The sequence below is a fragment of the Agrobacterium sp. GD03872 genome (genome assembly GCF_029840625.1).
GTDB classification, from domain to species: Bacteria; Pseudomonadota; Alphaproteobacteria; order Rhizobiales; family Rhizobiaceae; genus Agrobacterium; species Agrobacterium fabrum_A.
In genome coordinates this window covers 539,517-552,115 of sequence record NZ_JAOCCY010000002.1, presented here as the reverse complement: position 1 = coordinate 552,115, position 12,599 = coordinate 539,517, and the positions used below count along the sequence as shown (strand labels likewise).

At 60.3% G+C, this 12,599-nt stretch carries 9 protein-coding genes and 1 tRNA gene; 3 read left to right on the top strand and 7 right to left on the bottom strand.

Annotated features, from left to right (window positions below; genetic code table 11):
* Positions 1-164 precede the first annotated feature (164 nt).
* Together N5D22_RS06650 and N5D22_RS06645 are read left to right on the top strand one after the other, a co-directional pair.
* Entirely contained in the window at positions 165-383 is a 219-nt protein-coding gene (locus N5D22_RS06650) for a hypothetical protein (protein ID WP_279654895.1), read from the top strand.
* A gap of 22 nt (positions 384-405) precedes the next feature.
* On the top strand, positions 406-990 hold the full coding sequence (locus N5D22_RS06645; protein ID WP_279654894.1) for a hypothetical protein: 585 nt from the start codon (positions 406-408) through the stop codon (positions 988-990).
* A 9-nt stretch (positions 991-999) separates the two neighbouring features.
* Here the strand turns inward: N5D22_RS06645 and N5D22_RS06640 are convergent, their stop codons facing one another.
* The 7 genes from N5D22_RS06640 to N5D22_RS06610 all read right to left on the bottom strand — a co-directional run bounded on the left by N5D22_RS06640 (position 1,000) and on the right by N5D22_RS06610 (position 8,464).
* The gene (locus tag N5D22_RS06640; RefSeq protein ID WP_279654893.1) at positions 1,000-1,593 is read right to left on the bottom strand and encodes an alpha-ketoglutarate-dependent dioxygenase AlkB; all 594 of its coding nucleotides are present in this window, start codon (positions 1,591-1,593) and stop codon (positions 1,000-1,002) included.
* Between the two features lie 159 nt (positions 1,594-1,752).
* Positions 1,753-1,828: transfer RNA gene (locus N5D22_RS06635), tRNA-Phe, on the bottom strand.
* A gap of 238 nt (positions 1,829-2,066) precedes the next feature.
* Positions 2,067-2,492 (bottom strand): hypothetical protein, encoded by a 426-nt coding sequence (locus tag N5D22_RS06630; protein WP_279654892.1) that lies wholly within the window; start codon positions 2,490-2,492, stop codon positions 2,067-2,069.
* 314 nt (positions 2,493-2,806) lie between these two features.
* Positions 2,807-5,023, bottom strand: a complete 2,217-nt coding sequence (locus N5D22_RS06625) for a 3-hydroxyacyl-CoA dehydrogenase NAD-binding domain-containing protein (RefSeq protein WP_279654891.1) — start codon at positions 5,021-5,023, stop codon at positions 2,807-2,809.
* A gap of 143 nt (positions 5,024-5,166) precedes the next feature.
* On the bottom strand, positions 5,167-6,375 hold the full coding sequence (locus tag N5D22_RS06620; RefSeq protein ID WP_174056039.1) for an acetyl-CoA C-acetyltransferase: 1,209 nt from the start codon (positions 6,373-6,375) through the stop codon (positions 5,167-5,169).
* Between the two features lie 38 nt (positions 6,376-6,413).
* The gene (locus tag N5D22_RS06615; RefSeq protein WP_078051282.1) at positions 6,414-6,653 is read right to left on the bottom strand and encodes a hypothetical protein; all 240 of its coding nucleotides are present in this window, start codon (positions 6,651-6,653) and stop codon (positions 6,414-6,416) included.
* 14 nt (positions 6,654-6,667) lie between these two features.
* The gene (locus N5D22_RS06610; protein WP_279654890.1) at positions 6,668-8,464 is read right to left on the bottom strand and encodes an acyl-CoA dehydrogenase C-terminal domain-containing protein; all 1,797 of its coding nucleotides are present in this window, start codon (positions 8,462-8,464) and stop codon (positions 6,668-6,670) included.
* Between the two features lie 376 nt (positions 8,465-8,840).
* Here N5D22_RS06610 and podJ point away from each other — a divergent pair, with 376 nt between their 5' ends.
* A complete protein-coding gene (gene podJ, locus N5D22_RS06605) occupies positions 8,841-12,587 on the top strand; it encodes a cell division protein PodJ (protein ID WP_279654889.1) in 3,747 nt (1,248 codons plus the stop codon).
* The last annotated feature ends 12 nt before the right edge of the window (positions 12,588-12,599 follow it).

Here is a 12,599-nt window from a genome sequence, read left to right as displayed (position 1 = left end):
TCATCCATTTACTTCATGTGCATCGCAATATTGCAAGATATCTTCATATATCTGCAAAAAAAGCGACTTAATAAACGCTTCAACGAAAATCGGTTTGTAGGCTCTTATTTACGGCAGCAGCTTCCAATAGCCGGAATCAATTCGATTATATTAGGAGCGCTGTAATGTCTGAACTGGATGAACTCCTTCGTCAGAAAGCCGAGATTGAAGCGCGGATCGTTGAGGTCAGAGCGCAAGAAATTGATCGCTTGAAACTGGAGTTTGCCACTCTCGCTTACAAACTTCGAGAGCTGAACGGATTACCCAAAGGCATAGCGGAAAACTTCACCGACAAGGCGGGAACGTTTAATCCGTTCCGTGTTATGAACGTGAAAAAAGCTTAACTTCCGGGTTATGAGATTGGCCATGGATTTGGCATATCTGGCAAGAAATGCCGCTTCAGCAGAACGTGCTCGGTCAAGAATTCTGCGTTCCGGTTTTACGGTTAGCGGCCACAAAGTTTGGGCAGACAAAGAAGACTTGGTTTGCAAAATATTCTACCCTGACTACTTTGCCTTATGTCAAGTTCTGGATAAACGATCAAAAAAGGCGATCCAGACACGCTGTCAAAAGCTCGGCTTGGTTCCACGCAAGCAATCTTGGGAGTGGTCAGCAAGACAGAAGTTGCGGAAACTCTATCCAGAAGCCAGCCGGGAAGATATTTGCAAATTTTTCCCCGGGGTAGAATGGCAGAAAATTCAGTCGGCGGCCCGCTATTACGGATATCGTCGCAAGAAAAAACCTTATAAAATTACTGGTGTTCTGGCGCTCGATCAGCTTCGAAATCATTGCTACGATGCAAATTTGACCATGCGGGACGTGGACGAAGACGCGGGAACAGGACGTTATTTTCAGACACGCGGTTACCGAAGCAAATATCCTAACTTCAAAGCTATTAATCGAGGAGTGAGGGCACTCGGTGGTCACCTTGAAGTCCGATGGGATGAATGAGGTGAATATTCATCGCGCTTTTTTGGCGGCGGTCACCTTCCTGAAGGTCAGGGAAATTCGTCTGCTTCGGGCTGTCCTAACTCCATTCACGATATCCGATTTGCGAGCCGGAATTTCATGGGTCCACCCGTAGCGGCCAGCGTCTCTCAGCAAGACGCCGGAGCGAGGTTGAAGCAAGACGCCGCATATGGCTGGTCCACGCAATTCGCGGAAAACCATCTCGCATGTGGATAAAAGGCTTATCGATACGATCCCATCGTCAAAACAGGGCACACAATCGACATGCGCACTGATGCCCTGCCCCGGAATATATTCGTTCGCGATAACCTGATCGGACAAATCCCGACAATAACCTGCGGCAACTAACCGCTCCGCGAACACGCCAAGCCATGGCGGTAACGGCCCGATATACGCATCTGCGGTAACAGCGCGCGCCTTATAGTCGTACCGATAACCGAAATGCTGCACGCGACGTTTCAGCTCCGTGCTCCACACACCCGCATCCAGTCTGTGGGCGACGGCGGCCTCCTCCTCTGGAGAGAGAAAGCCGTCAAAATAGACAATGCCGGGCGGTAGAAGAGGTAGGCTTGTGACACGATCCATTTGCGGGCTGCTTTCCAACTGCCTGCAACAAACAGGGTTGGCCCATGGCTACACCGGGCCCGTCAAAAGCATATGATGGCGGTAGCCACTCATCGAAATTCGCTTGCAAATGGACAAGTCACCAAGCACGCAATTCATCAAAAATGAGGTTGAGATAAATGGTGCCCGGAGGCGGATTTGAACCACCGACACGCGGATTTTCAATCCGCTGCTCTACCAACTGAGCTATCCGGGCACTTCAGGTCCTTGAAGAACCTCCGCTTTTGGCGGGCGGGGCTGTTTGGTGCCCCGAAAGTGAGCGGGGTTATAACATCTTGTTCGGACATGGCAAGCGCCATCGCGAAGTTTTTTGACAGTTTTTTCACGGCGCCTGTGGATGGTTGAAATCTATGCCCGGCGAAGGCGGGATTGCGGCGGAAAACCGCTCTTGGACATCCGCCGGGCCAGCGGGTGCCGGCGCGGCAGGTGGCGGCTTATGCTCCCTCACTACGCCGTGCGGCAAGGCCAAGCGCGATTGGCACAACGGCCACCAGCGCCGCCATGACGGGCGAGGAGGCGAAGATGCGGCTTGCCAGCGAGGTGACGGCAACGGAGCGCACCACCGTCATCAGGCGCGAATTCTCGCGGTCGCGCTCATGCCGGGCGTTGGCGGATTTATGATGCGACGGGCTGGAGGCGGCTTCCAGCCGTTTGACGTCGCGGCGAATCTTTTCGAGCTGTTTGCGCAGATCATCCAGTTCCGCCCGCAAGGATGATTCCGCCGGGGCGGAGGCACGCGCCCTTCGGGCAGCAGCGGGTTTTGCAGCCTTCTTCTCCACGGCCTCTTCGTCCAGTTCGGCCAGATGGTCGTCAAGGTCCGAGGGCTTGTCGAAACCGTGGGATCGCAGTGGTGCTTTCATCGCTGTCTCCTGAGGCGTGCTGAATTGCGGCGGCGGGTGCTTTTGCCCGGTCAGCCTTTTCAACGCCTCAGCCCGGCAAAGGATGCACGGAAAGCGACGGCACCGACGCAATCGGCCCATAAAAAAGGCCCCCGGAGGGCCTCAGACTGATGGCAAAGGTGTGAATCCTCTCCAACGTCATCCTCGCCCTTGAGGCGAGGATCCATAACCCGTTGGAAGAATGGATCCTCGGGTCGAGCCCGAGGATGACGTTGAGTTTGGAGAGAGGTAAACTGGAACCTGGAAGGGCCCGTTCGCTGATGTGCCTTGAAGGCTTACGCCGCCTTGGCGGCGCTGGCATAGGGATCGAACCGTCCGTAGAAGGTTTCGCCCTTAGCGGCCATGTCCTTCAGCAGCGGTGTCGGCTTGAAGCGCGGGCCGTAGGTCTCGCTGAGTTTCTCGGCGAGCGCCACGAAGTTCTTCACGCCCATGCCGTCGATGTAGGACAGCGCACCGCCGGTATAGGGCGCGAAACCGAAACCGAGGATGGAGCCGACATCCGCCTCACGCGGATCGGTGACGATGCCTTCTTCCACCGTGCGGGCGGCTTCCAGCGCCACGGTGACGAGGAAGCGCTGTTTCAACACCTCCATATCCACCGCTTCAGGCTTCTGCTGCGGATAGAGGTCCTTCAGGCCGGGCCAAAGGGACTTCTTGGCGGGCTTTTGCGGATAGTCGTAAAAGCCCTTGGCGTTCTTGCGGCCAAAACGGCCCTCGCCTTCCACCAACTTCTTCACCAGCTCCATATGGCGCGGATCGACGGCCTTTTCGCCGAGATCGGCGACGGTGGCTTTCAGGATCTTGTAGGAAAGGTCAATCGCCACCTCATCGTTCAGCGCCAGCGGGCCGACCGGCATGCCGGCGAATTTCGCGGCATTTTCGATCATGGCGGCGGGTACGCCTTCGATCAGCATATCGTAGCTTTCCGCCATGTAGCGCAGCACGCAGCGATTGACGAAGAAGCCGCGCGTATCGTTGACCACAATCGGGGTCTTCTTGATCTTGGCCACATAATCCAGCGCGACGGCGAGCGCCTTGTCGCCGGTTTCCTTGCCGAGGATCACTTCCGTCAGCATCATCTTCTCGACCGGCGAGAAGAAGTGGATGCCGATGAAATCCGCCGGGCGCTTGGAGTTCTTCGCAAGGCCGGTGATCGGCAAAGTGGAGGTGTTGGAAGCGAAGATCGCGCCCTGCGGCAAGACGGCTTCCACCGCCTCGATGACGGCCTTCTTCACGTCGCGGTCCTCGAAGACGGCTTCGATGACGAGATCGGCGTCGGAGAGCGCCTTGTAATCCGCTGTCGGGGTGACGAGGTCGAGCAGGGCCTTGCCCTCGTCCTGCGTCAGCTTGCCCTTGCCGATAGCGGCCTTGACGCTTTCCTCGCAATGGCCCTTGCCCTTGTCGGCGGCTTCCTGATCGCGATCCACCAGCACGACGGGGATGCCGGCGGCAGCGGTGACATAAGCGACGGCTGCGCCCATGAAGCCCGCGCCGACGACACCAACCTTCTTGAACTCGGTCTTCGGCTGGCCGACCGGGCGGCGCGCACCCTTGCCCAGTTCCTGCATGGAAATGAACAGCGAGCGGATCATGCCGAAGGCTTCCTTCGAGCGAAGGATTTCGGTGAAATAACGCTGCTCCACCTTCAATGCGGTATCGAAGGGCAATTGCAGGCCTTCATAAACGCATTTGAGGATGGCGAGGGCGGCCGGATAATTGCCGGCGCTTTCACGGCGCAGGATGGCGGGAGCGGCCGGCCACAGCTGGGCAGCGGCCGGCGTCCAGATGCCGCCGCCGGGGGCCTTGAAGCCCTTTTCATCCCAGGGGGCGACCGGTTTCAGGCCGTCCTTGATCATCTGCTTTGCGGTTGCGACCAGCTGATCCGGCTCCACCACCTGATGCACCAGCCCCATGGCCTTGGCGCGCGCGCCGGTCAGCGACTGGCCGGTTGTCATCATCTGCAATGCCGATTGCGCATCCGTCAGGCGCGGCACACGCTGGGTGCCGCCGGCGCCGGGGAAGATGCCGACCTTGACTTCCGGCAGGGCGATCTTGAGGTTCTTGGCGCTGGACGCAACCCGGCCGTGGCAGGCAAGCGACAACTCAAACGCGCCGCCCATGCAGGTGCCGTTGATGGCGGAAACCCAGGGCTTGCCGTTGGTCTCGATCTTGCGGAACAGGCCCGTCATGCGGCCAACCAGTTCGAACAGCCTTGCAGCGGCCTGATCCGGGTTCTTCGTCTTCTCGTCATTGTAGAAGGAGAACATCGACTTGATCATCGAAAGATCGGCGCCGCCGGAAAAGGTGCTCTTGCCTGACGTGAAGACGACGCCCTTGACGGCGCTGTTGGCGACGGTGGCATCAACAATCGCGTTCAGCTCGTCCATCACTTCTGACGTGAAGACGTTCATGGATTTTTCCGGCATGTCCCAGGTGACGAGGGCAATGCCGTCTGCGTCCGTCTCGATGGTGAAATTGGTGTAAGTGCTCATTTGGGATTCCTCTTCCCTGAATTTCCTGACGCGTCTAACTCCTCCTTCCCGTCATGGTCGGGCTTGACCCGACCATCCAGCACCTCGGCGTAGATCCTCGGGTCAAGCCCGAGGATGACGGAAGCGGGGTTGTTACCGCTGCCTTAAACCCGCTCGATAACCGTCGCCGTGCCCATGCCAGCGCCGATGCAGAGCGTGACGAGCGCAGTGTTCAGATCGCGCCGCTCCAGCTCATCCAGCACCGTGCCGAGGATCATCGCGCCGGTTGCACCGAGCGGATGGCCCATGGCGATGGCGCCGCCATTGACGTTCATCCGGTCGTGGTCGATGTCGAAGGCCTGCATGTAACGCAGGACCACGGCGGCGAAGGCTTCGTTGAGTTCGAAAAGATCGATATCGGCAAGCGACATGCCGGTCTTTTTCAGGAGCTTTTCGGTCACATCCACCGGGCCGGTGAGCATCAGCGCCGGATCGGAGCCGATATTGGCGAATGCCTTGATGCGGGCGCGGGGCTTAATGCCCATTGCCTCGCCGCCCGCCTTCGAGCCAACCAGCACGGCGGCAGCGCCATCGACGATGCCGGACGAATTGCCGGCGTGGTGCACGTAATTGATCCGCTCCACTTCCGGATGCGCCATGATGCCGACGGCTTCGAAACCGCCCATTTCGCCGGGCATCTGGAAGGAAGGGTTGAGCGAGGCCAGCGCCTGCATGTCCGTGCCGGGGCGCATATGCTCGTCACGGTCGAGGATCGTCAGGCCGTTTGAATCCTTCACCGGAATGACTGACTTGTTGAAATAGCCCTTTTCCCAGGCATGCGCCGCACGCTTCTGGCTTTCGACGGCATAGGCGTCGACATCGTCACGGGAGAAACCATACTTTGTGGCGATGAGATCGGCCGACACGCCCTGCGGCATGAAGAAGGCCGGGAAGTTGACCGAAGGGTCCATGTACCAGGCGCCGCCGGACATGCCCATGCCGACACGCGACATGCTTTCGACGCCACCGGCAATGACGATATCGTCCGAACCGGCCTTGACCTTGCCGGCCGCAAAGTTGATGGCATCGAGACCCGAGGCGCAGAAGCGCGAGATCTGCATGCCCGGCGCCCTGTTGGAATAACCGGCCTCGAAGGCGGCGGCCTTCGGGATCACCGCACCGGCATCCATGACAGGATCGACGCAGCCCATGATGATGTCATCGACAGCGGATGTGTCCAGCCCATTGCGGTCGCGGATGGCTTCCAGTGTCTTGGCAGCAAGGCGAACGGAAGGCACCTCATGCAGGCTGCCATCCTTCTTGCCGCGTCCGCGCGGGGTGCGGACATGGTCATAGATAAAAACGTCGGTCATAACTCTCTCCCTTGCACCGTATTCTCAGTGCACCAAACTCATTTAAGCGTCCATTTTCCGCGGCGATCGTCATCAGCGGCAACGAGACGGCCCTTTTTTCTCAACTCCGTCGCTGCCCATCGCATGTCATATTGCCACGAATAAAAAAGATCGTGCCCGCGCAGGTCCTTTTCATGATGGTCCCAAATATACTGGGCTACGTACAGAATTGATCCTTCGCCTTTGTTCGCCTTAAGCGCCTCGACTACCCAATCTGTTAAATCTGCCTTCGTAACCATCGAAACCCTCGTTCTCAGAATGCTTCCGCAGCCAGTTCCATCATGGTGTCCGCGCCGGTTTCGATGCGGGCCTTGCGCAGCGCCGTTTCCGGCATGATGCGCTCCATGTAAAACTTCGCCGTGACAAGCTTGGTCCTGAGGTAATCCTCGTCCGAAGCGCTGCCTGCCGCAAGCGCTTCGCTGGCGGCTTTCGCCATGCGCGCCTGCATGTAGCCCAGCACCACGATGCCGAAGAGATGCATATAGTCGGTCGAGCCGGCACCGGCATTGTCGGGCTTGGCCATGGCGTTCTGCATGAACCACATGGTTGCGGCCTGCAGGTCGTTCAAGCCCTTCTTCAGGCCTTTGGTGTAAAGGCTGAGCTTTTCGTCGGCGCGGTTTTCCTCGCAGAAATCGCCGATTTCCTTGAACAGCGCCATCACGGCGCGGCCGCCATTCATGCCGATCTTGCGGCCGACGAGATCGAGCGCCTGAATGCCGTTCGCACCCTCATAGATCATGGTGATACGCGCATCGCGGACATATTGGCTCATGCCATGTTCCTCGATATAGCCATGGCCGCCGAAGACCTGCTGCGCCATCACCGCATGGTCGAAGCCCTTGTCGGTCAGCACGCCTTTCAGGATCGGGGTGACGAGACCGAGCAGGTCGTCCGCCGCCTGACGCGCTTTTTCGTCGGTGGAACGATGGGCGATGTCGGATTGCAGCGCTGTCCACAGAAGGAAAGCGCGGCCGGCCTCGTTATAGGCCTTGATGGTCATCAATGTGCGGCGGATATCGGGATGCACAATGATCGGATCGGCTTTCCTGTCGGGGAATTTCGCGCCGGAAAGCGAGCGGCCCTGAATGCGGTCACGGGCATATTCGACGGCATTCTGATAGGCGATCTCGCCGACCGAAAGACCCTGCAGGCCGACACCCAAGCGGGCTTCGTTCATCATCACGAACATGGCCGAAAGGCCCTTGTTCTCCGCACCGAGCAGATATCCCGTCGCATCGTCATAGTTCATGACGCAGGTGGAATTGCCGTGGATGCCCATCTTGTGCTCGATCGCACCGCACGTGACGCCATTACGCTCGCCGAGCGTACCGTCTTCCTTCACGAGGAATTTCGGCACGATGAACAGCGAAATACCCTTGGTGCCCTCAGGCGCGCCTTCGATACGGGCAATCACCAGATGGACGATATTATTAGTCATGGAATGCTCGCCGGCCGAGATGAATATCTTCTGGCCGGAAATCTTGTAGCTGCCGTCACCCTGCGGCACCGCCTTGGTGCGCAGAAGGCCGAGATCGGTGCCGCAATGGGGCTCGGTGAGGTTCATGGTGCCGGACCAGGTGCCCTCCACCATCTTCGGCAGATAGGTGTCCTTCTGCTCCTGACTGCCATGCACGAGGATTGCGGCAATCGCACCCTGCGTCAGGCCGGGATACATCATCAGCGACAGGTTGGCCGACGACATATATTCGCCGATCGCCGCATGCAGCGTATAGGGCAGGCCCTGCCCGCCAAATTCCTGGGGAACGGCAAGGCCGATCCAGCCGCCCTCGCAATAGGCGTCGTAAGCGTCCTTGAAACCATCGGGCACGGAGACCGAACCGTCATCGGCGCGCTTGCAGCCCTGCTGGTCGCCGGAAAGGTTGAGCGGGAAAAGCCGCTCTTCGGCAAGCTTCGCCGCTTCACCGGTAATCGCTTCGATCATGTCAGGGGTTGCATCCTCGAAGCCGGGCAGGTTGTTATACCGCTCCAGGCCGAGAACGTCGTTCAGAATAAAAAGCGTGTCTTTGACTGGGGCCTTGTAAACAGGCATTACCGATGTTCCTCCGCATCGTGAGCGCCGGCGAAAATCCGGCCGATATGGGATGACAATATTTGACGTGCGCGTAAACGTCAAACAAATTTCCTCGGAATATCACCCTCCGTTTTTCCTGGAATGCAGGCAGAGCCCGGCGTCAGCGCGCCATGCGCCGCAAAAGTTAAAAAATTCCCACCATAGTTAACCACTTCTTTACCACGTTTCGTGAATTCTCCCGACAGAGGTAACTGCTTCGTACTCCGGCGCATTTTCCTCCAAGGGGGCAAAACCGGCTCTGGAATTGCTGCATGTTGCGGAGACAATGCGTCCAGGCAGGCAACGCCGCAGCAGATAACCGGGCACGGCGGGCGGAAGCGAAGCGAGCGAGAAGATGAACGGATTGCGATCGAAAACCCAACAGCCAGGCGACAGATCGTCTCTTGATGCTCTCAATCGCACCATTGAAGGCCTTGAAGCCCGTATCGAAGGGCTGATGAGCCAGAAATTTCCGCGCGATCCGCGGCCCGTGAGCGCGCAAGCCGAGCCCAAAAACGAGGCTTACGCCGCATCGCGAGAACCGCGCGCCAGCGTTACCCCGCCGCAGCTTGATCCCGTCAACGAAATTCGCCAGCGCCAGCGCCTTCTCGAAGCGAGCTTCCAGCGCCCGCAGGAACCCGCTGCCCGTCCGGAACGGACGATTACCCGCCCGCTTGCGCCGGAATACCGGGCGAGGGACGCCCAGCAGGCCACCGCTCCCGCACCGCGGGCCCGCGCCATTCCGCCCTATCAGGATCAGCAGCGCAATGACGCGGCCCTGCAGGAAATCGCACAGGCGCTCGTCAATCTCCGGCACGAGCTGAAGCACGATATAACCGAGGGCGTTGCCCGCGAAGCGCAGGGGCTGCGCGCCGAGATTCGCAATATTCGCGCGGTGGCGGAAGACCAGCAATTCATCGGCGACCTGCGTGACGACATTGCGCGGCTGGCCGGCAGCATCGACCAGCTCGGCAATCTGGCGTCTCCGGACGCTTACGGGCTGCGCAACGAATTCGAGGACCTGCGTCTCACCATCGACCAGCTAGCGCGCGAAGACAGCGTGCACCGGATCGAAAGCCGCTGGAACAATGTCGAAGACACGCTGCGCGGTTTCGATGCCGGCGCGCTGCAGGATGAAATCGTTTCGCTCGCCTATCGTCTCGATGACATCAAGACGCAGCTCGGCGGCATGAGCAACAATCCCGCCGTACGCGTGCTCGAGGAAAAGCTGATCGCCATTGCCAGCGCCGTGGAGCAGCTCGGCAAGCATATGCAGCCGAACGAGGCCGCTTTTACCGAGCAGTTTTCCGGCCTCGACCAGCGCCTCGACGAAATCAGCCGCGCCATTGCCGCGACCGGCACGCGCGCCAATGCGCAGGCCGCCGACAATGCGCTGGCGCAGCGGCTGGAAAGCCGACTGAACGGCCTTGCCGAACAGCTGGGCGATATCAACCGCCTCGCCGCCGCCAAGCCTGAACCCGCGCTCGATCTCACGGCCCGTCTCGAAGCGCTGGCCGGCAAGATCGACGAACTCAGCACCGCCCGCGATGCCGCGCAGCTGCACGAGCGGCTGGACCAGCTTTCGCTGCTTCTGGAGCGCTCGCAGCGCCCTTCGCAGCAGGCGGAACTGACCTCCTTCCTCAGCGACATTTCCCGCAAGATCGACGCGCTGGATCACGGCGCCGTCAATGACGGTCTCGCCGAACGGCTCGACACGCTCTCGCGGCGGATCGAGGATCTCGATTATCGCTACAGCCAGCCGCAGCCGACATCGGGCCTCAGCGAAAGCGCCTTTTCGCGCCTGGAGGAGCGGCTTGGCAATATCGCCGCCCGTCTCGACGAGACCGCCCATGCCGCCCCCGCCGACAGCCACGCGCTGGCGAGCCTCGAAAACCAGATCGCCCATCTGTCGACGCTGATCAGCCAGCCGGCGCAGATGCAGGCCGCAGGCATGTCACCGGAACTCGACGCCCGTATGGCGGCGATCGAAGACTACATGGCGTCCAACGATGAATATATCATCGAAGCGGCCCGGCAGGCGGCCGAGGCTGTTCTGGACGCCTATACACGCAACAATCTGTCGGCCGGTGCAAACCTCGCCGACATGACGATGCTGACCGATCTTGCGACCGACCTGCGCAGCCTCGAGGCCCTGAGCCGCAACACCGAAGAGCGCACGCACCGCACCTTCGAGGCGCTGCACGAGACGCTGGTGCAGATTGCCGGCCGGCTGGACAATCTCGACCATGGTCCCGCCTATCGTGACGAGGCTCCCCGCAATATTGCGCAGCCCATGGTTTCCTCCGCCCGCGAAGATGTGGCCATGCCGGCCGCCGTCTTCCCGGAAGAAGGCTATATCGCCGAAGAACAGGCCATTCTCGACGACACCCGCGAAAACGATGAGACTGCAATTGTGCCGCCTGCGGCTGCGAAGCCTGCAAAGGCGGAAAAGAAGAGCCTGCTGGCCGGCCTGACGAAACGTTTCAAGGCAGGCGCGGCAAAACCCGCCAAATCTGCGGAAGAACCCGTATCGTCCGCCTCCACCCGCACACAGGTGGAGCCCGCCCCGTCGCTCGATCCGATCGACGTTCTCCCCGCAGGCCAGGAGAATGAACTTCTGGAGCCGGGTTCGGGCGCGCCTGACATCAAGAAGATACTGGAGCGGGTGCGCGCCAGCCAGGTCGCCGCCAGCGGCAAGGCTGCGGATGCCGAAGGACGCACGGACTTCATCGCCGCCGCCCGGCGCGCGGCGCAGGCTGCCGCCATGGAAACATCGCCGGAGAAGCTCGAAACCGGCAAGAAGTCCCGCAAGGCTGACAGCTCGGCGCTTTCGCGTTATCGCCGGCCGCTGCTGCTCGGCATTGGCGCCATTCTCCTGGCGATGATGGCGATGCCGCTCGTCAAGACGCTGATCGGCGGTGCGGAAGCCCCCGCACCGGTCATCGAGCAGAAGATGGATACTGGCCCGGTTTCCGCGCTTCCCGAAGCCGGCGACAAGGCCGTGACCATCCCGTCCGATCTCGCCATCGATCCCGAGCAGGCGGCATCCGCCGACAGCATCGAAAACAATGCGCCGGCGCAAAATACCATCGATCCCCGCTCCGTGGGCGGCGCGCCGCTGCCGGACGAGCCGCCGGTCGCCGATGCCCCCGTCGTGGACCCCGCAAATTCCGGCACCGTCGCGCAGGCCGAAGCGCCGGAACCGACTGAGACCGCCGCCCCGGCTGCCCCTGCCCAGGAGGCCATCGCGGTTCCCACCGGCATTGAGCCCGCATCGCTTGCGGAAGCGGCGGCCAAGGGTGATACACAGGCGCTGTTCGAGATCGCTGCACGTTATACCGACGGTCGCGGTGTTGCCGCTGACCGTGCGGAAGCGGCGAAGTGGTACAAGCTGGCCGCGGATCGCGGCCTGGCACCGGCGCAATATCGTCTCGCCAATCTTTACGAGAAGGCGAATGGCGTGGAGCGCAACCTTTCGGAGGCGAAGCGCTACTACACGCTGGCCGCAGAGCAGGGCAATGCCGGCGCCATGCACAATCTCGCCGTTCTGCTCGCTTCCGACGCCGCCGGCCAACCTGATTTCACCGCCGCGGCACAATGGTTCATCAAGGCATCCGACCTCGGCGTCCGTGACAGCCAGTTCAACCTTGCCATTCTTTACGCCCGCGGCAGCGGCGTGAAGCAGGACATCGAGGAATCCTACAAGTGGTTCGCCATCGCCGCCAAGGATGGCGACGCTGACGCCGCCCAGAAACGCGATGAGGTTGCGGGCGCGCTGAACCCGCAGCAGCTTCAGAGCGCCAAGGCCAAGGTGGATGCCTGGAAGGTGAAGCCGCTTTCGGAAGATGCCAACAGCGTCAACCCGCCCGAGGAATGGGCCGGCAAGGAAGGCGTGAAGACCGCCTCCGTGGATATGGAGAAGGCGATCCGCAACATTCAGGCGATCCTGAACAAGAACGGTTTTGATGCCGGCCAGCCGGACGGCAAGCTCGGCAAGAACACCGTGACCGCCATCAAGGACTTCCAGAAATCCGTGGGCCAGACACCTGACGGACGCATCACCAACGAGCTCGTGACCGCGTTGCTTGCCCGCAACAAATAAGTCTTCCGGAAC